Consider the following 19,070-nt stretch of genomic DNA (forward strand, 5'->3'; position numbering starts at 1 on the left):
AAGGGCGGGCGAGAAAGAAAGCGCCAGTGCGCACCCCCTCCTCGCTCAACCGCGTGCCGGAATCGCCAGACCCCTGACCACTGCAGGGCGCGCCACAAACACGTCCAGCACGCGCTGCACGTCGGTGAACTGGCCAAACTCCACCAGGTCGCCCGCGCCGTAGAAACCAATCAGGTTGCGCACCCAGGGCAGGATGGCGATGTCGGCAATGGTGTACTGGTCGCCCATCACCCACTGGCGGCCTGCCAGGCGCTGGTTCAGCACGCCCAGCAGGCGTTTGGATTCGGCCACATAGCGGTCGCGCGGGCGCTTGTCTTCATAGTCCTTGCCAGCGAACTTGTGGAAGAAGCCGAGCTGGCCGAACATCGGGCCCAGGCCGCCCATCTGCCACATCACCCACTGGATGGTTTCGTAGCGCGCAGCGGCCTCCCGCGGGATCAGCTGGCCGGTTTTCTCTGCCAGGTACAACAGGATGGCGCCGGATTCGAACAGCGCCAGCGGCTGGCCGCCCGGGCCATTCGGGTCCAGGATGGCGGGGATCTTGTTGTTGGGGTTGAGCGACAGGAACTCGGGCGAAGTCTGGTCGTCGGTGTCAAAGCTCACCAGGTGGGGTTCATACGGCAGGCCCAGCTCTTCGAGCGCAATCGACACCTTCACGCCGTTGGGCGTGGGCAGCGAATACAGCTGGAGGCGGTCGGGGTACTGGGCGGGCCATTTGTGGGTGATGGCGAAGGCGGAAAGATCGGGCATCAAAGAGTCCTTGGCGGGTGGCAGCCAGAGCGGCGCCCAAAGAGTGCAAGCCTAATGGGGCCGTGAAACCGGCGCAGCCTGAGGTTATTGGCGGCCCACCGACGATAATCTGACGGATGCAGATTCGCTTCACCAAAATGCAGGGCGCGGGCAACGATTTCGTGGTGCTCGACGAAACGCAGGGCCGCCTGGGGCTCAGCACCGCCCAATACCGTTTTCTGGCCGACCGCCACTTCGGCGTGGGGGCCGACCAGATCCTCACCGTGCGGCCTTCGCCCGCTGACGGTATCGACTTCGAATACGTGATCCACAACGCCGATGGCGGCGAGGTGGAGCAGTGCGGCAACGGCGCCCGCTGCTTTGCGCGGTTTGTGCGCGACAAGGCTTTGTCGGGCAAAGACACCCTCCGCGTGCAGACCAAAAGCGGCGTGATCGCCCCCCGCCTCACGCCCGATGGCCGCGTTACCGTGGACATGGGCTGTCCGCAGTTTGAGCCCGCCCAGGTGCCGTTTGATGCTACGGGTCTGAGTCCTGTAGAGCAAGGTTCAGGGCAAAAATGGCCTCTAGCGCTGGATGGTAAAGCGCTGACAGCTACTGTTTTAGTAGCGGTGGTCTCTATGGGCAACCCGCACGCCGTGCAACTGGTGGACAACGTGGATACCGCCCCCGTCGCCGAAGCGGGCCCTTTGATTGAGCGCCACGCGCGTTTTTCGCAGCGCGTGAACGCAGGCTTTTTGCAGATCGTGGACCGCACCCACGTGCGGCTGCGCGTGTTCGAGCGCGGTGCCGGTGAGACCCTGGCCTGCGGCACTGGTGCCTGCGCCGCCGTGTCGGCGGGCATCCGCCTCGGCCTGCTCGATAACGAGGTGCATGTGGACACGCGCGGCGGACGCCTCACCATTGCCTGGAGCGGTGCCGACACCGATTCCGTTTTCATGACAGGCCCCGCCACCACGGTGTTCGAAGGCCAGATCGACATTCCTGACACCCTCCTATGACGTCCCACATCCCACCGATCACCGAAGACGACATCGCCCAGTTCCTCACCAACACGCCGGGCTTTTTTGAGCGCCATGCCGAGGTGCTGGCCAGCGTGCAGATCACCAGTCCCCACGGTGCCCGCGCCGTGAGCCTGCAAGAGCGCCAGGCCGAGATGCTGCGCGAAAAGATCAAGGGCCTGGAGCAGCGCATCATGGAAATGGTGCGCAACAGCACCGAAAACGCCGCCATTGCCAACAAGGTCCACCAATGGACCGGCAGCCTGCTGCAGGTGCGCGACCCGTTCGACCTGCCCCAGGCCGTGGTGGATGGTGTGCGCACCCTTTTCGACGTGCCCCAGGCGGCGGTCCGCGTGTGGGAGGTGGCCGCGCCGTACATCGACGCCGACTTCACCCAGGGTGCCAGCGAAGACGCCCGCGCGTTCGCCTCGTCGCTCACCATGCCGTTCTGCGGCCCCAACCTGGGTTTCGAACCTGCCGCCTGGCTGGCCAACGAGGCGGGCGAACCCGCCCAGTCGCTGGCTCTGCTGCCGCTGCGCGCAGGCGCCATCGACAGCGCCACGCCCGCCTTTGGCCTGCTGGTGCTGGGCTCGCAAGACCCGCAGCGTTTTGATGCCACCATGGGCACCGACTTTTTGTCGCGCATGGCCGAGCTGGCCAGCGCCGCATTGCTTCGTCTGAAGTAGCCAGACGGCCAGCGGCCACTCTGCGGCGGCTCAGCCACGGTAACCATGTCTGACACGCCCACTGCGCCCACCACGCTCGACCCCCACGTCCTGCGCTACCTGGAGCACGCGCGCGTCGAAAAGCGGCTGGCGGCGCGCACGCTCACGCTCTACACACTCGACCTTGAAAAGCTCGCGCAGTTTGCGGCGTGTGTCAGCGTGCCGCTGCTGCAGCTGCAGACCGCACACATCCGCCGTTTTGTGGCGCAGATGCACAGCGGCGGGCGCAGCGGGCGCGGCATTGCGCTCATCCTCTCGGGCTGGCGCGGTTTTTTCATCTGGGCGGGGCGGCAAGGGTTGATCCCGCACAACCCGGTGCAGGACGTGCGTGCCCCCAAGGCGCCCAAGCCACTGCCCAAGGCGCTGGGCGTGGACGACGCGGTGCGTCTGGCCAAATTCGACAACACCGGCGCCGACCCCTGGCTGGAGGCGCGCGATGCGGCGATGGTCGAGCTGCTCTACGGCTGCGGCCTGCGCGTGGGTGAACTCGCGGGGCTCGACGCCATCCCCAATGCCGACACCCAGCGCCAGGGCCGGGGCTGGGTCGATCTGCAAGCGGGTGAGGCCCATGTGTTCGGCAAGGGCAGCAAGCGCCGCAGCGTGCCTGTGGGGCGCGCGGCCACCGCAGCGCTGCAGGCTTGGCTGCTACTGCGGGCCACGCCCTTCGGCGGTGAAGGATCGGCGCGGCTTGATACAGCACTGTTCGTGGGCCAGCGCGGCAAGCGGCTCACGGCACAGTCGATCTGGTTGCGCCTGCGCCAGCGCAGCCAGCAGGCGGGTTTGACCACGCCGGTGCACCCGCACATGCTGCGCCACTCATTTGCCAGCCACCTGCTGCAAAGCAGCGGCGACCTGCGTGCGGTGCAGGAGCTGCTGGGCCACGCCAACATCACGACCACGCAGGTCTACACGCGCCTCGATTTTCAGCACCTGGCCAAGGTGTATGACGCGGCGCATCCCCGAGCTAGAAAAAAGCCCCCCTGAGCGGCTGCGCCGCTTCCCCCAAGGGGGACGCACCCCCTGGCCCGGCAAAGCCGGTTCCACGGGTGCACTGGAATTGGCTGCGCTCACAGCAGGTGCTGGGGGAGATCCGCAATGGCCTGTCTCACGGAACCAAGTTGCAACAGGGCGCATCCGAGCAGAGCGCTTGCTTTGAAGCTACTTGGAGTTGTCGTCATGCTGCTGAAATGGATCAAATCGAACCGTGGGTTCATTGTGTTGCTGCTGTGCTTCGGCATCTTTCGCACGGCGGTGGCGGACTGGAATCCGATTCCTTCGGGGTCCATGCGGCCCACGCTGCTCGAAGGCGACGTCGTTTTTGTCAACCGCCTGGCCTACGATCTGAAGCTGCCGCTGACCGATGTGGTGCTCGCCCGCCTGGGCGAGCCCGAGCGGGGCGATGTGGTCACCTTCTCGTCGCCGCGCGATGGCACGCGGCTCATCAAGCGCATTGCGGCGTTGCCCGGCGACACTGTGGAAATGCGCGACGAGGTGCTGTACCTCAACGGCGAGGCGGCGCGCTATGACGCGCCCGAAGCGGTGACCGAAACCCTGGCGGAATGGGGCGCCCAGGTGCCCGCCACCCGCTGGACGGAACACCTGCAGGGCCACGAGCGCCGTGTGCAGTGGCTGCAGGGCGTGACCGCGCACCGCAGCTTCGGCCCGGTGACGGTGCCCGAGGGCGAATACCTGGTGCTGGGCGACAACCGCGACAACAGCGCCGACTCACGCTACATCGGGTTTGTGCCGCGCCACCTGCTCATCGGCCAGGCGCGCCGGGTGCTGGTGTCGGCCGATATCCTTGCCAACTGGGCCCCGCGCCTGGGGCGTTTCGGTCACGCGCTTTGATTCGGCGTGAGCGCTGAACCGCGTTGCGCGATGGTGCTGAGAAGGATTGTGGCGACGTCCGCTACTTGGGAAAGGCTTCACTTCCTTACGTTTTGATCAGTCGCTTGTAAGCGTGTGGTTGATGTCGCTTGAGGTGTGAGGGACTGGTGCTGCTGACCCCGCATTCACGGGAGTCACCCTGGAACTTGCGGTTGCCGCAGGCGGCGCATTGTCAACACATGTTGCATTTTTGTGGCGCTTGTGGCTTCGAGTAACAAATCCTTGCCGCCTGGTGCCATTGGTTCTGTGGTGCTGGATCCGTCCACGGGGGCCTATACCTACACGCCGAATGCTGGCTTCAGCGGGACCGACACATCCACCTACCGGGTGTGCCTGCCTGCTCCGAACGCGGCTCTTTGTGACGATGCGACGGTGCAAATCTCGGTGGTTGCGCAGGTGCCCCCCGTGGCCCTGTCCGTGTCCGTTGCGGGCGTGCCGACCATTGGGCAACCCGCCACAGGCAACTACACCTACACGGACGCCAATGCAGACGTGCAGGGTGCGTCCACCTTCCGCTGGGTGCGCAGCCCCAGCAACAGCGTGGCGGCAGGAACGAATGTCGCCACAACGATGGGATATACCCCGGTGGCAGGCGATGTGGGCAACTTCCTGTTTTTCTGTGTGACGCCGGTGGCCGCGACTGGGGCGACGCCGGGCCTGGAAGTGTGTTCGCCGGCAAGCCAGATCGGGTTTGCGTCACCCATTCCTACGCTGTCCCAGTGGGGGATGATCATTTTGTCGATTCTGATGGGCTGTTTCACCACGGCCTTTGCACGCCGTCGCCGCTGATGCATAACCAGTAAACCCCTGCGGTGTATCGGCCCCGCAGTGGTAAGCAATGCGGTTTATGCGAAGGGCGGGGCGGCTTTCGGCGGAATTTGCAGCGGCAGCGACAGCGTAAATGTGGAGCCCTCGCCCAACCGGGACTTGACGGTTAACGTGCCGCCCAGCAGTTGGGCAAGCGCACGAGACAGCGACAGCCCCAGTCCGGTGCCCCCGTGCTGGTAGCTGACGCGGGCGTGGCCCTGGCTGAACTTTTCGAAAATGACCTCGTGCAGGTTTTCCGGGATACCGGGGCCCGTGTCTGTGACATGGAACTGCACATGGTGACCATCTGCGCTGGTATCCACGGCCAGGCACACGGTGCCCGACGGGGTGAATTTGATGGCATTGGACAAGAGATTGTTCAGGATTTGCTTGAGCTTGAGGCGGTCGGTTACCAGGGCGTTCGGGACATTGGCGGCCGTGGTCGCCGTGAGTGCCAGCGATTTGGCCACTGCACTGACGCGGAAAAGCTCAATCACATCGTGCAGCAGACCGGGCAGTTCCACGGGCTCGGGGTGCGCTGGCATGGCACCCGCTTCAATCCGCGCCAGGTCGAGGATTTCCGTCAGCAGAGCGTTCAGGTGCTCAGCGCCCTGGCGAATGAGGCTCGATTGTTCCCGGGTCTGTGGATCGTTGCTGCGCAGCTCCATGAGTTCAGCAAAGCCGCGGATGCTCGTCAGCGGAGTACGCAGCTCGTGCGACATGGCGGCCAGGAATTCGCTTTTGGCCTGGTTGGCGCGCTGGGCTTCGGCCTCGCTGCGGGTCAGTGCCGCGTGGCTGACCGCCAGCCTGCGAATGCTTCCCAGAAATACGGCGACAAAGGCCACAACCGCTAGGCTCAACAGTGCCGTCAACCACAGGATCGTGTTGCGTGTGGTGCGCCAGCGGGCGAAAGAGTGTTCTTCTGAGGTGCCGCTGAGTACGGCAAGCGGGTAACCTCCGACACGGCTGAAACCAATAATGCGCAGTCTGGCGTCGGACGATGGCGACAACATGGCCCCGCTGTCCTGGCCGCGAAGTGCATGCAGGAGGGGCGCGGGCAACTGCATCCCAACCTCTGTGCTGACACCTCCCAACACGCGCACACGGATCACTCCGTCAAGCCCCGCAAGTCCCACACCGCCGTCGCTGCCCAGTTGCACGCCCCGGTACACGTCGGCGAAATGGCGTGGATTGAGTGATGCCACCACCACCCCCAAGACGCGTCCATCCGCAGCGGTGACCTTGCGCGACAGCTGGATGGTGGATACCCCCGACACCTTGCCCAGCAGGGACTTGCTGATGAAAAGGCCGTTGTGCAGCATGCCAGCGCTGGGTGGGGCCGCTTCGGCCGGCTGCAGATGCACCCGGATATGGTCGCGGTCCATCAGGCTGACATGGTTGCTGCGCGAGCCGTCGGGGTCGAGGTTGCTGCCCTGAAAGCGGCCATCGGGGCCCACGAAGGACAATTGCGTCAGGATGTGCGGCACCATGCCGGTTTCATTGGCGATGGTGGCCAGGTCCTCGCCGTTGAGTGGTCCGTCTTCGGCGGTATGCTGCAAACGCCACATGGCCTGGTCCACCGTGTCCAGGATGCGCAGCGTGTGCTCCTTCAGTGCCAGGGCGGTGTTGGTGTTCTGGCGCATCTCGGCGTCCAGGGTGTCCTTCCACTGCCAGCGCAGCATGGCGGCCATGGTGGCCCAGGCACCCAGCAGCACCACAGCGCTGAAAACGCAGGCCACCACAAAGTACATCAGCGCCGGGCTGCTGCGCCAGGCGGAGGAGTGGGGCTTGCTGGGCTTCCTGTTCATGTGAGCGGGGCTGGCATCGTGTCCGTGTAGCCTGCGGTGAGCAGCGTGATATGGAAGATAGTACCCCCGTCGGGCCCGTTGGTGGCATGGATGCGCCCCCCATGCGCTTCGACAATCTTGCGGCATATGGCCAGGCCCAGGCCCGTTCCGCCGGAGCCATCGCGCGTCTTGCTCGACTGCACGAAGGCCTGGAACACGGTCTCCAGCTCTGCGGGAGGAATGCCTGGGCCTTGGTCGCGCACCTTGATGTGGATGCTGTGGTCGTTCGAGACTCCGGCGGTGATGTCGATGAGGCTGTCTTCGGGCGAGAACTTGATGGCGTTGCTCAGTACATTGCGCACCACTTGCTGAAAGCGCGATGGATCCACTTTGGCGATCAAAGGCATGCGGCCCAGGTGCAAGCCCAGGCCCAGGCGTTTGCGGTCCAGCAGCAACTCCATCTCTGCTGCCACTTCCTCGATGAGATCGCGCACGTCGGCGCGTTCGAATTGGAAGGCTCCGACCGTGCTCTCGATCTTTGCAATGTCGAGCAGGTCATTGACCAGCACCAGCATGCGCTGGCCAGCGTCGTGGATGTCGCTGAACATGGATGCCAGCTTGGATTGATGGCGACCCCGCGCCAGCCCGAGTTCGGAGAAACCCAGGATGGATTGCAGGGGCGTGCGCAGCTCGTGGCTGATGTTGGCCACAAATTCCGACTTGGAGCGCGACGCCTCTTCGGCCAGATCGCGTGCGGCCCGGAATTCCGTGATGTCCATCTTGGCGGTCAGGATTCCGATGGGCTGCTTGCCGTTGGTGGTGACGAGCACCTTGGTGACCTGCACGTCCCGGAAGCTGCCATCGGATCGGCGCATGCGCTCTTCGTAGCGGACACGACCGCCCTCGCGCAACAGTTGTTCTTGGTGTGCGCAGTACGTCTGCGCCTCCTGCTTGGGCAGAAAGTCGATGTTGCGCATCCCCAGGACGCTTTTGCGCGACAGCCCCATGAAACTTTCCCAGGCCTGATTGACCGAGAGAAGACGTCCCTCGGTGTCGGTCATGCAGATGGGCAATGGGTTGCATTCGAGCACCTGGCTTGTGAGGGCCAGCTGCTCTTGCAGGCTTTGCTGGGCGGCCAGCAGGGCTGTCACATCCACCGCGCTGCCCGCAAAGCCGCGCAACTGGCCCGACCGGTCACGCAGCGGAACCACCGAGATGTCCAGCGCGCGCGTTTCTCCAGCGGGTCCCGTGAGGCGGACCTGCGCCATGCGCACGCCCGGGGGCTGGATGGCGTCGAACAGAGCATCCACGCCATCGCGGCACTCGGGGTGGACGACGTCCCGCAGACGCTGGCCTCGGGCCATTTCAGCGGGCTGATTGGTAATGGCATGCCAGCGTGGATTGACGAACCGGATGGTCCCTTGGGCATCGGTGCGGAAGATCAGCTCCTGAACACTTCGGAACAGGACCGACAGCTCTTGTTCGCGCCGTGCGGTTTCTTGCTGGGCCTCATCGCGTTCACGTTGCGCAACTTCCTTTGCGCGGGCATTGCGCCAGGACGCATGGGTGAGAAGTCCTATCAGCGCCAAGGCCACCCCCATGAACAGCAGCGGTCCTCGCATTGCGGCCAGCCACTGCTGGATCGTGGCCTCGTAGGGTTGCTCTACAAAAGCCACCAGAGGCTGGCTATTGGAACTGCGCCAGGCGCCCAGGCTGCGCGCCTGAAAGGTTTGCAGCGGGCCGTAAGTTCCTTTGTGCGCTGGCAGCAAACCCTGGAACAAAGGGTGGGTGCCCAGGCTGCTTCCAAGATTCAAGGTGTCGTTGCCCACCTGGGTGAGCAAGGTCCCGTTGTCCAACGCCAGCATGACCTGTGTGCCAGGGTGGCCTGCCTCCATCAACTGCCGCTGGTAGGTGGCCAGGGCATCGGGATTGATCTGTGCCACCAACGTCACCACAGCGTTCGATGGCAGGCGAACCAGGCGCACCATGGGAATGTAGCCAAGGCCCGCTGGTACGGTTGCATTGCGCACATCTTGGGTGAGTGTGCGGCCACGCACCCAGGCTCCAATGACCACCCGCTCCTCGGTCACTGGTGAAGGAGGCAGGCGCTGCAGATCCACCCGGCCACCGCGGTCCGAGGCGGTCGTGGAGGCCAGCACCTGCCCTTCGGAGCTGACGATGGCGATGCTGCGCAGAAAGGGCAGGCCTTGCAAGCGGTAGGACTGCTGCGCTTCCAACTGCGCGGGAGTGTGGTTCTCGGTGGTCAGGTTTTTCGCAAGGCTGTCGAGGGCGAGCTTGGTGTTGTCGAAAACCTGGCTGGCGTGCGACTCCATGACGCTGGCCAGTAATTCGAGCTGCTTGCGGTCCTGAGCTTCTGTGCGGCGGAACTCCAGCCACATCAGCGATGCGGTGCCGACGATTACGGCCAGCATGAGAAGTGTGCCCCCGAAGAGCGCCCTGCAGCTGGCAACTTCCAGCAAGCTGAGCTTGGCAAGGGGAATAGATCGTTTCATGGCAGGGGCATCAGTTCAGGAGGATGCTTTCGAGCCCGTGGCGCCGTGCCGCCGTTTCCAGGCGGCCGTCCTGCCGGATCCGGGCGACAAAAGCGTTCAGCACGGCTCGCCATTCGGCGTCGCCCGGTTTGCTGGCATGGGCGTAGGGGAGCGCATAGAACGGCTTGGGGGGCGCCACCAGTGCGGCCCATTCGGTGCTTTCGATCAGTGCGCGACCGTAGGGGTAATCGGTCATGAAGACGTCCACGCGGCCCGCAATGAGCTCGCGTTCGCGCGTCTGTGGCAGGTGGATGGAGACGAGACCTGCATGCTTGAGGCGTTGCCGCATGACGGGCTCCATGAACGTTCCAGCCTGCACGCCTACCTGCACGCCGGGTTGGTCGATGTCACTCCACTGCCGCACGATTCGGCTGGTGCGTGTGGTTACGGCATAGATATCGCTTTGCAAATAGGGCGTGGAGAACTGGAGTTGCTCCATGCGCTGCGGCAGCATGGCGATGCCGAACATTGCTACATCACAGGTGTTCGCCTGCAGGTCTTGCACCAAGGTGACAAAGGACGAGTCCACGAATCGCAGCTTGACGCGCAGATCAGACGCCAGTGCCGTAGCCAGATCGATGTCCAGGCCGCTGAGCTGGTCGGAGCGCGGGTCCCGAAACGAGATGCGCTGGTACGCGGGCCAGATACAGACCCTGACTTCACCCCGGGCCTGAACGCGGTCCTGAACCTCACCTGCTATGGCACCCAAGGAGGCCAGAGCGGTAGCCAGGAGGATGAGCACCGCAGCCTGCACTCGGTTTGTACGGAAGATCATGGTGCCTCCTGCTTGCGGTTGATCAGGTCTGCGAAGGTCATGCGTCCGACCGTAACTTGCTCACGCAAGGCCGAAATGGCGGCGCTGTTGCGCAGGAAGCAGTCCACGATATCTGGGTCGAAGGCTTTGCCCCGTTCTGCCAGGAGCATCTCCAGCGCTTTTTCGTGGCTGAAGGCCGGGCGGTAGACGCGGTCCATGGTCAGGGCGTCATAGAAGTCCACGATGGTCACAATGCGCCCCGACAGGGGGATGGCTGGGCCTGCCAATTGGTTCGGATAACCCTTGCCATCCCAGCGTTCATGGTGTGCGAGCGCAATTTCGGCCGCCATCTGGAACAGCGCGATGCGCGATTTGCCCAGGATATCTGCACCGATGGCGGAGTGCTGGTTCATGATTGCGCGCTCTTGGGGCGTGAAGGCGCCGGGTTTCTTCAGCACTTCGTCAGGAATGCCGATTTTGCCGATGTCGTGCATGGGAGCCGCCTTGCGCAGCATCAGGGCGTAGTCCTTGGACTCGCCCAGAAAAAGTGCCAGGGCCTCGGCCAGGAATCCGATGCGTACGATGTGGATGCCCGTGTCCCCGTCTTTGTATTCCGCCGCCATGGACAGCAGAAACAGTGCCTCGTGGTGGGCGCGGGCCACTTCCTGCAACGCCTCGTTGCGTTCCTGGTACACGCGCCCCAGGTCGAAGACGATCTTCTCCATCTGGTCGGCCGCCGCCGGGCTGAACTGGGTGTTCTCGCGTGCAGTTGCCACCACGTTCATGGCGCCTCGCCGGGGGTTGTGCCCAGGTGGTTGATCGTTTCGATCAGTTTGAGGGGGCTGAAGGGCTTGAGCAGATAGGCATCGGCCCCGGCCATCATCCCCGCCTCGATATCCTGGCTTTGCCCGCGAGCCGTCAGTAACACCACCCAGGGTTTGCCCAGCGATGGGTCGCTTTTGACAAGGCGGCACAGATCGAGTCCGTCCATGCTTCCGGGCATCATGATGTCCAGCAACAGTAACTGGGGGCGCAGCGTTCGCACGGCCTCCATGCCCTCGTCGGCGTTGACGGCTTCATGGATGTCGTGGTCTTCGAACTCCAGGGTCATGCGGATCAGTCGGCGGATATCCGCATGGTCTTCGATGATCAGAATGCGTTTGTTCATGGTTGGGCACTTGCTGTAACTAGTTTTATCAATTTTATCACAAAAATGATTTCTCGAAGTGATAAAATTCGCCACTATGGAACTCAGTCTTCTCTCTTCGCTGCCGGTGGATTGCAGTACCCGTGATGTGGCGCGGGTGCTGGGTATGGCGGTTCGTTCTGTTCAGCTGATGGTGGACCGGGGTGAGCTGGAGGCCTGGAAAACACCAGGAGGTCATCGGCGCATCGCGAAGGCATCGGTCGAGCGCTGGCTGGCTCAGCGGCAGGGTCAGGGCCAGCCCGTTGTACCGGTTGCCGAAGTTGCCGTGTCTGGTGCGGTGGTAGCGCCAGACGATGGGGTGGTCAAAGCTGCACCCAGGCGCGCCGAGCAGGTCAGCGCTTCTCGCGAACCACCGGGTACACACGGCCAGCGGGTGTTGCTGATCGAGGATTCCGCACATTTCCAGACCCTGGTGAAGCTGTTGATGGCGCACGATTTCCCGCAAGTGGATCTGCATGTGGCAGACGATGGCATCGTTGGCTTGGCGATGGCGGGCGAACTGCAGCCGGATGTGCTGATTGTGGACATCCTTCTTCCTGGCATTGATGGCGCAACGCTGATTGCGCGTCTGCGCTCGCATCCCCAGTTCCAGCGCAGCCGTCTGATCGTTGTGACCTCGCTCGACGAAGAGCAGCGCAGTCCCTACGCCTTTGCGCTGGCCGGGCTGCCTGTGGTGCACAAGCCCCGCTTGGTGCAGGAGCTGCCTGCGTTGCTGGCGGGGTTCCTACGTCCTGTGGCCGAGAAGGCCTGAGCGCCGTCGTGACGCAGCCGCGCGTGCTGTTGGTAGAGGACGATCCGTTAGTGCGCCGGTTTGTCCAGATGGCGCTCGATCCCCTCGGCGTGAGTCTGGTGCAATGCGCCACGCTCGCCGAGGCGAAGCAGGCGCTGACCACCGAAGTGGCACCCCTGGTCCTCACGGACCTGACCCTGCCCGATGGCTCCGGCCTTGATCTACTGGGTTGGATGCAGGCAAGTCTTTCGCTACAGGGAGCGGCCTGCCGCACCGTGGTTTTCAGTGGTGGGATTGACCCAGCCACGCAGCGCAGATTGGAGTCGCTCAACGTCTGGCGCGTTTTGCACAAGCCAGCCTCGGTAGGCGCCCTGATGGCTTGTGTCTCTGAGACTCTGGCCAGCCCCAGCGGGGAGGAGCCAGCCGCTCTGGCTGTTGCTCCCCTGGTGAGCGCCGATCCCGTGGCCGAGTTTTTCGGCGGCAACCGAGCGCTTTACGAAGCGTATCGACAGGCGTGCCTGGCCCGATTTCCTCAAGATGTGATTGAAGGCGATCTGGCCGTGGCGGCGCAAGATGCACAGGCGCTGCGGCGCGTGGCGCACAACCTCAAGTCAGTGTTGACGATGCTGGGTGAGGCGCAGGCAGCCCAGTGCGCGCGAAGCAATGAAGAGTGGGCTGCTGCGGGCGACTTGGAGCCAATGCAGCTGGGGTGGCAGCAGTTGAGGCAGCATGTGCTGCTTATGGTTTCTATTCAAGGCAAAAACTGAATTTGCTGTGTCTCGCAAACGGCAGTGTATTGCCTTTGTCTAGGACTGTTCATAGCTCCCAAACAATGGAAAAACCACCCGAAGGTGGTGATTCCAATAGGGCGTCAACCGCTGATTCCTAGCGCCTGGCCTAGAAGTTTTCCCAGTCTTTCTCTGCATGTGGAGCGGTAGTTACAGGGCTTGCCGAAGGTAGATGAGCCGCGCCAGGTTTCGCTGTCGCCACGCTGCGGACCGCTGTCTTGGTAGTCGAGGTTGCTGATCGCTGGTTTTGAGTGCTCCGGGCCATGGACGGCCGTGAGGTGTATGCCGGAGAGTTGCTGTGCATTCTTGATGGAGGTGCAAGCGCAGGGCGTTCTTCCAAGGTCGCGATGTTGAAGGCGGAAACCACTTTGACAAGCTCCGCTGCCTGGGTATTGAGGCTGCTGGCCGCTGCTGCCATTTCCTCCACCAATGCCGCGTTCTGCTGGGTGGCCTGGTCCATCTGGGTGACAGCTTCATTCACCTGGTCCACGCCCTGGCTCTGCTCGGAACTTGCTGCGCTGATCTCGGCCATGATATCGGTGACGCGGCCAATCGCCGAGACCACATCGCTCATGGTCTGGCCTGCCCGGTCCACGAGGGCGGAGCCGGCTTCTACCCGCTCCACACTAGCGCCGATCAGCACTTTGATTTCGCGCGCGGCGTCTGCAGATCGGCTTGCCAGGTTGCGAACCTCGCTCGCAACCACCGCAAAGCCCCGGCCTTGTTCACCCGCACGGGCGGCCTCCACGGCGGCGTTCAGGGCCAGTATGTTCGTCTGGAAGGCGATGCCGTCAATGACACCGATGATGTCCGAGATCTTGCGGGAGCTGTCGTTGATGTCTTTCATCGTGCGGACCACGTCTGCGACAACCTCGCCGCCTTGGCTTGCCACGTTCGACGCGTTCTGCGCGAGCTGATTAGCTTGGCGGGCGTTCTCGGCGTTCTGGCGAACCGTCGAGTTAAGCTCTTCCATCGATGCTGCGGTTTCTTCCAGCGCACTGGCCTGGTTTTCGGTGCGTGCAGAGAGATCGCTGTTGCCCGCAGATATCTCGGCACTGGCCGTGGCCACGCTCTCGGAGCCTTGGCGCACCTGCGAGACAACCTGTGTCAGTGACGTCTGCATGTCAGAGAGCGCTTGCAGTAGCGGGCTGAACTCATCGTTGGCGCTGTCAATGACTTCTCCGGTCAGGTCGCCATCACGCACGCGGGCGGCAATCACTTGCGCCTCAGTCACCCGGCGCTGCAGGACTCTGCCGATGTACCAGGAAAAAGCCATCAAGCCAGCTGCAATCGCGGCGACCGCTCCGACCAGGCTGTACAGCGTCTGCTTTGCACCGGCCTCGATGTCTCCAATGCTCTCGGTCAGCGACGTGTTTTGACGCTGTTTTTGTTTGCTCAGCATTTCAAGCACCACGTTGCGGGCAGGAATCGTCTTGGCGACCAGAAAGTCAAAGCCCTCTTCCTTGTTGCCCTGCTCGATCAACTGGATGTTTTGCGCAGCGACCTGCCAGAACGTACCAAGGGCTTGAACAAGCGCGGAGTATTCCGCCTTTTCTGCGCTGGAGACCGCCGTTTTTTCCAGTGCCAACTGGTCGGCGTCGATCAGTTTCTTCTTCTCGCCAATGTCCGCCAAGGTGGCCTTGACGTCGCCAGGTGTCCTGACCAGCAGCGCATGGCGCAGCTGGAGGGACGAGCGTGTCACATTGAGTTCCATGGTCGCCAGGCGCAACTGGTGGGGTACCGATTCTGTTGCAACTTTTCGGGTTTGAGCGGTGACCTCGGAGAGGTTGAACCAGGCGAGAAGCGCAACCAGGGTGAGGCTACTGATGAGTGCCAAGGACAGGAGGTGCAGGCGCTTGGCGATGCCGAATGTTTTAAAGAAGTTCATGGGGATTCCATCGGGTGGGTGTTTTTCGTGGCAGCGCAACAACGCGTCATTGCACGGTGAGGGATGGGGGCAGCGCGGGAGCCAGGAGTTTTTCGATGTCGAGCAGGATGAGCATCCGGTCATCGACAGACCCTATGGCCAGCAGGTGGTCCTGATCCACGTCCATGTCGAGTGCGGGGACAGGGCGCAATTGCTCCCGCTCCAGCGTGAGCACATCAGACACGCCATCCACCACAACGCCCACGACGCGCTGACCAATGTTGAGCACGATCACCACGGTCAGATGGTCATAGCGAGCCTCTGGCAAGCCCAGTTTCAGGCGCAGGTCGATGATGGGCACGATCACGCCGCGCAGGTTGACCACGCCCTTGAGGTCGGCGGCGGCATTGGCGATGGTGGTGGGCTTTTCGTACGAACGGATCTCCTGCACCCGCAGGATGTCTACGCCGTACTCCTCGTTGCCGATCTTGAATGCCAGGAACTCGCGAAGATCGGTCAAGACCGTTGGGGCTGCATCAGGGATAGAACCCAGGCTGGATGGGGTGTGAAGATTCGCTGACATGTTTGTTTTGATGAAAATGATAGTTGTGCGAATTTTGGAGGTTTGAATCATATTTGTCAAATAAATGATTTAAAAAATGATAAATATGCCAATCTCACCAGCGCTGTGGTGCGTTCTTCTGTGCAAACGGGCGGGCTTGCTGCGGGGTCCGCGCATGCTGTTTTTCAAGGGATGATGGTTGGACGGCAGCGGTGAGCCCGCACAATCCGGGGCATGAAAACCCTTCGCCTTCGCCCTGGCAAAGAGCGCTCGCTCCTGCGCCGCCACCCCTGGATCTTTGAATCGGCCATCGCCAAGGGCGGCGGCGACAGCGGCGAGACCGTGCGTGTGGAGTCGCACGAAGGCCAGTTCCTTGCTTGGGCTGCCTTCAGTCCCAGCTCGCGCATTCGCGCGCGGGTGTGGAGCTTTGACGAAGCACAGCGCATTGATGCTCCGTTTTTTATAGCTGCTTGCGCCCGATCCATCATCGCCAGAGCCCGATTTGACGTGCAAAGCGATGGAGTGCGCCTGGTGCACGGCGAATCCGACGGTCTGCCGGGGCTCATCGTGGACCGCTATGGCGATACGCTGGTGGCCCAGTTCACCAGCGCGGGCACCGAGCGCTGGAAGGATGTGATCGCCGACGCGCTGCTGCGCGAGACGGGCCTGACCAAGCTGTATGAACGCTCAGACGCCAGCGTGCGTGCGCTGGAAGGCCTGGAGCCGGCCACGGGCTGGCTGCGCGGCGGGCCCACGGGCACGGCGGGCGATAGCGAAGGGCCGCCGCTCGAACTCACCATCCGTGAACACCAGTGGAGCCTGACGCTCAATATCGCCGAGGGCCACAAGACCGGCTTCTACCTGGACCAGCGCGACAGCCGCAAGCGGTTTGCCGACTACACCCAGCGCCTGGGCTTCAAGCATGTGCTCAACTGCTTTTGCTATACCGGCGGCTTCAGCGTGGCGGCGCTGGCGGGCATGCGTGCGGCAGGCACCGCGGCCGATGGGCATGTGACGTCCATCGACTCGTCCGGTCCCGCCTTGGAGCGTGCCCGTGCGCACGTGGCGCTTAACGGGTTCGATCCGAACCGCGCGAGCTTTATGGACGCCGACGTGAACGCTTCACTGCGCCAGTTCCTCAAAGAAGGCCAGCGTTTTGACGCCATCATCCTCGACCCGCCCAAGTTTGCGCCGACCGCAGCGCACGCCGAACGCGCGGCCCGCGCCTACAAGGACATCAACCGGCTGGCGCTGCAACTGCTGACCCCGGGCGGGGTGCTGTTCACCTTCTCGTGTTCGGGCGGCATCAGTGCCGACCTGTTCCACAAGATCGTGGCGTCGGCGGGCGCGGATGCGGGCGTGGATGGCTACATCCTGGAGCGCCTGGGCGGCGCGCCCGACCATCCGATGACGCTGGAATTCCCGGAAGGGGAATACCTCAAGGGCTTGGTCGTGATGCGCAAAGGGTGAGCCCGGCGGCGTCCGGCAGGGGCTTGACAGCCTCGGTACACTGAAAAAACGCCCCCTGTGCGGGGCCCTGCAGCCCGCAGCATCGGGCTGCAGCGCATGTATTTGATTCCCTTGAAAGACAGATTTATGGCACTGATCCCCGTCACTATCCTCACCGGCTTCCTGGGCTCGGGCAAAACCACGCTGCTCAAGCGCCTGCTCTCCGAAGCCCATGGCCAGAAGATCGCCGTGATCGAGAACGAATTCGGTGAAGAAAACATTGACAACGACATCCTGGTGACCGAGTCCAAGGAGCAGATCGTGCAGATGAGCAACGGCTGCATCTGCTGCACCATCCGTGAAGACCTGCGCGAGACGCTGCAGCTGCTGGCCGCCAAGAAGCGCAAGAACCTGCTGGAGTTCGACCGCATCGTGATCGAGACCACCGGCGTGGCTGACCCGGGGCCGGTGGCGCAGACCTTCTTCATGGACGAAGAAATTGCCGAGACCTACCTCATCGACTCCATCATCACCCTGGTGGACGCCAAGCACGCACCCCAGCAGCTCAATGACCGCCAGGAGGCGCGCCGCCAGGTGGGTTTTGCGGACCAGATCTTCCTGTCCAAGACCGACCTGGTGTCCAAGGACGAGACCGAGGCGCTGATCCATCGCCTCAAGCACATGAACCCGCGCGCGCCCATCAAGGCCGTGCACTTTGGCGAGGTACCGCTCAAGGAGGTGTTGGACCTGCGCGGCTTCAACCTCAATGCCAAGCTGGATATCGACCCAGACTTCCTCAAGGAAGAAGGGGGCGGGCACGACCACCATGATCATGACCACGAACATGGCGAGCACTGCAGCCACCCCTCGCACCAGCATGAACATGGCCATGGTCACCACCATCACCATGACGACGATGTGAAGAGCTTCGTTTACCGCTCCGACCGGCCATTCGACCCTGCCAAGCTGGAGGACTTCCTGGGGGCCATCGTGAATATTTACGGCCCGCGCATGCTGCGCTACAAAGGTGTGCTTAATATGAAGGGCACTGAACGCAAGGTGATCTTCCAGGGGGTGCACCAGCTCATGGGAAGCGATCTGGGCCCTCAATGGGCCGAGGGTGAGACGCGCACGAGCAAGATGGTCTTTATTGGCATTGACCTGCCCAAGGACATCTTCCTGCAGGGGCTGGAACAAAGCCTGGTCTGACCCTCACCGGGGCCTGTGCCGCCCAGGGGAGAACGGCGTGTTTGTGTTGTATCTGCAACGTTTTCGTTTGCGTCAGCCCAGGTCGATACAATCGCGCCCCGGTAAAACCCCGGAAGGCTTGCCACCCGCCCTTGGCTGCGAATGCAGCTAGGGCCCGCCCGTACTGCGAGGAGACCAGGAAGTGAAAGCCGACACCAGCAAATCCAAGGGGGCCACCAAGGCAACCCCTGCCGCGGCGAAAAGCGCCGCCGCCCCAGCGGCACCCAAAGTTGCTGCGAAGGCCACTGCCAAGGCTGCTGCGGCGCCCAAGGTGGCCGCACCCCCCGCCGTGGCGGCGCCTGCTCCGGCACCCGTGCTGCAAGCAGGCTCGCAGGTACCCGTGCGCACAACCCGGCCTTCTTCACGATTGGCCCAATTGACCGTACCATCCATGGCACAGACAGTGGCTTCGACCGCTGCCAAAGCCAGTTATCTACATACCATGCCCACGACCGCGCAAGCACAGCCTACGTATACGGCTGCCAAAAAAGACCCCAAGCTGGCGAACAACTGGAAAACCAAGTCCGCCGCTGAGTTGACCGATGCTGAAGTCATGGCCATGCCTGACGACGAGTACATGAACGACAAGCAGATGGCCTTCTTCCGCCTGAAGCTGGTGCAGCTCAAGCAGGAGATCCACAACAGCGCTGGTGAAACCACCGAACACCTTCGTGAAGACACCGTGGTGGTGCCCGATCCGGCCGACCGCGCCACGATCGAAGAGGAGCATGCCCTGGAGCTGCGCACCCGCGACCGCGAGCGCAAGCTGCTCAAGAAGATCGAGCAGTCCATTGCCCGCATCGACGCAGGTGACTATGGCTACTGCGACGAAACTGGCGAACCCATTGGTGTGGGCCGCCTGATTGCCCGCCCTACTGCCACGTTGTCCCTCGAAGCGCAGCAACGCCGCGAACTCAAGCAGAAGATGTTTGGTGATTGACCGGGCCGCCTGGCCTGAT

Annotated in this window: 18 protein-coding genes; 10 read left to right on the top strand and 8 right to left on the bottom strand. The window is 62.9% G+C overall.

The annotated features are described in order from the left end of the window. Positions 1–45: 45 nt before the first annotated feature. Positions 46–750 (bottom strand): glutathione S-transferase N-terminal domain-containing protein, encoded by a 705-nt coding sequence (locus EXV95_RS20905; RefSeq protein WP_176888313.1) that lies wholly within the window; start codon positions 748–750, stop codon positions 46–48. A 116-nt stretch (positions 751–866) separates the two neighbouring features. Between EXV95_RS20905 and dapF the strand changes: the two genes are divergently transcribed. The 5 genes from dapF (at position 867) to EXV95_RS20930 (ending at position 5,149) form a co-directional block, all read left to right on the top strand. Further along, positions 867–1,748: a diaminopimelate epimerase gene (dapF, locus tag EXV95_RS20910; RefSeq protein WP_176888314.1), complete on the top strand. Its 882-nt coding sequence runs from the start codon at positions 867–869 to the stop codon at positions 1,746–1,748. Continuing rightward, complete coding sequence (locus EXV95_RS20915) at positions 1,745–2,434, top strand: DUF484 family protein (protein WP_176888315.1); 690 nt, start codon at positions 1,745–1,747, stop codon at positions 2,432–2,434. Before dapF ends, EXV95_RS20915 begins: the two co-directional genes overlap by 4 nt. A gap of 45 nt (positions 2,435–2,479) precedes the next feature. Then, positions 2,480–3,457: a tyrosine recombinase XerC gene (locus EXV95_RS20920; protein ID WP_176888316.1), complete on the top strand. Its 978-nt coding sequence runs from the start codon at positions 2,480–2,482 to the stop codon at positions 3,455–3,457. A 192-nt stretch (positions 3,458–3,649) separates the two neighbouring features. Continuing rightward, positions 3,650–4,321, top strand: a complete 672-nt coding sequence (gene lepB, locus EXV95_RS20925; RefSeq protein WP_176888317.1) for a signal peptidase I — start codon at positions 3,650–3,652, stop codon at positions 4,319–4,321. Positions 4,322–4,582: 261 nt separating this feature from the next. Continuing rightward, positions 4,583–5,149 carry an IPTL-CTERM sorting domain-containing protein gene (locus tag EXV95_RS20930; RefSeq protein ID WP_176888318.1) on the top strand — a complete coding sequence of 189 codons (567 nt, stop codon included), beginning with the start codon at positions 4,583–4,585 and terminating at the stop codon, positions 5,147–5,149. Between the two features lie 56 nt (positions 5,150–5,205). Here EXV95_RS20930 and EXV95_RS20935 read toward each other — a convergent pair whose 3' ends face one another. Genes EXV95_RS20935 through EXV95_RS20955 form a run of 5 tightly spaced genes read right to left on the bottom strand, consistent with a single transcriptional unit; the run spans position 5,206 to position 11,428 of the window. Further along, positions 5,206–6,975 (bottom strand): ATP-binding protein, encoded by a 1,770-nt coding sequence (locus EXV95_RS20935; RefSeq protein WP_255484827.1) that lies wholly within the window; start codon positions 6,973–6,975, stop codon positions 5,206–5,208. Continuing rightward, on the bottom strand, positions 6,972–9,467 hold the full coding sequence (locus EXV95_RS20940) for a PAS domain S-box protein (protein WP_176888319.1): 2,496 nt from the start codon (positions 9,465–9,467) through the stop codon (positions 6,972–6,974). Before EXV95_RS20940 ends, EXV95_RS20935 begins: the two co-directional genes overlap by 4 nt. A gap of 10 nt (positions 9,468–9,477) precedes the next feature. Further along, positions 9,478–10,281 carry an ABC transporter substrate-binding protein gene (locus EXV95_RS20945; protein WP_176888320.1) on the bottom strand — a complete coding sequence of 268 codons (804 nt, stop codon included), beginning with the start codon at positions 10,279–10,281 and terminating at the stop codon, positions 9,478–9,480. Next, complete coding sequence (locus EXV95_RS20950; RefSeq protein WP_176888321.1) at positions 10,278–11,045, bottom strand: HD-GYP domain-containing protein; 768 nt, start codon at positions 11,043–11,045, stop codon at positions 10,278–10,280. The genes EXV95_RS20945 and EXV95_RS20950 overlap by 4 nt, the downstream gene beginning before the upstream one ends. Further along, a complete protein-coding gene (locus EXV95_RS20955; RefSeq protein ID WP_176888322.1) occupies positions 11,042–11,428 on the bottom strand; it encodes a response regulator transcription factor in 387 nt (128 codons plus the stop codon). The genes EXV95_RS20950 and EXV95_RS20955 overlap by 4 nt, the downstream gene beginning before the upstream one ends. 76 nt (positions 11,429–11,504) lie before the next feature. On the opposite strand from EXV95_RS20955, the gene EXV95_RS20960 reads away from it, so the two are divergent. After that, on the top strand, positions 11,505–12,218 hold the full coding sequence (locus EXV95_RS20960; protein ID WP_176888323.1) for a response regulator: 714 nt from the start codon (positions 11,505–11,507) through the stop codon (positions 12,216–12,218). An 8-nt stretch (positions 12,219–12,226) separates the two neighbouring features. Then, on the top strand, positions 12,227–12,964 hold the full coding sequence (locus tag EXV95_RS20965; protein ID WP_176888324.1) for a response regulator: 738 nt from the start codon (positions 12,227–12,229) through the stop codon (positions 12,962–12,964). Between the two features lie 130 nt (positions 12,965–13,094). Here the strand turns inward: EXV95_RS20965 and EXV95_RS20970 are convergent, their stop codons facing one another. Both EXV95_RS20970 and EXV95_RS20975 read right to left on the bottom strand, forming a co-directional pair. After that, positions 13,095–14,873, bottom strand: a complete 1,779-nt coding sequence (locus EXV95_RS20970) for a methyl-accepting chemotaxis protein (RefSeq protein ID WP_176888325.1) — start codon at positions 14,871–14,873, stop codon at positions 13,095–13,097. A gap of 46 nt (positions 14,874–14,919) precedes the next feature. Then, a complete protein-coding gene (locus EXV95_RS20975) occupies positions 14,920–15,435 on the bottom strand; it encodes a chemotaxis protein CheW (RefSeq protein WP_176888326.1) in 516 nt (171 codons plus the stop codon). A 213-nt stretch (positions 15,436–15,648) separates the two neighbouring features. Between EXV95_RS20975 and EXV95_RS20980 the strand changes: the two genes are divergently transcribed. From EXV95_RS20980 to dksA, 3 genes are all read left to right on the top strand, one after another. After that, on the top strand, positions 15,649–16,884 hold the full coding sequence (locus EXV95_RS20980) for a class I SAM-dependent rRNA methyltransferase (protein WP_176888327.1): 1,236 nt from the start codon (positions 15,649–15,651) through the stop codon (positions 16,882–16,884). 126 nt (positions 16,885–17,010) lie between these two features. Then, positions 17,011–18,072 carry a GTP-binding protein gene (locus EXV95_RS20985; protein ID WP_176888328.1) on the top strand — a complete coding sequence of 354 codons (1,062 nt, stop codon included), beginning with the start codon at positions 17,011–17,013 and terminating at the stop codon, positions 18,070–18,072. Between the two features lie 181 nt (positions 18,073–18,253). Continuing rightward, the gene (gene dksA, locus EXV95_RS25190; protein ID WP_082437502.1) at positions 18,254–19,051 is read left to right on the top strand and encodes an RNA polymerase-binding protein DksA; all 798 of its coding nucleotides are present in this window, start codon (positions 18,254–18,256) and stop codon (positions 19,049–19,051) included. The last annotated feature ends 19 nt before the right edge of the window (positions 19,052–19,070 follow it).

The sequence above is a fragment of the Acidovorax sp. JMULE5 genome (assembly GCF_013376875.1).
In the GTDB taxonomy this organism is placed as follows: Bacteria; Pseudomonadota; Gammaproteobacteria; order Burkholderiales; family Burkholderiaceae_C; genus Acidovorax; species Acidovorax facilis.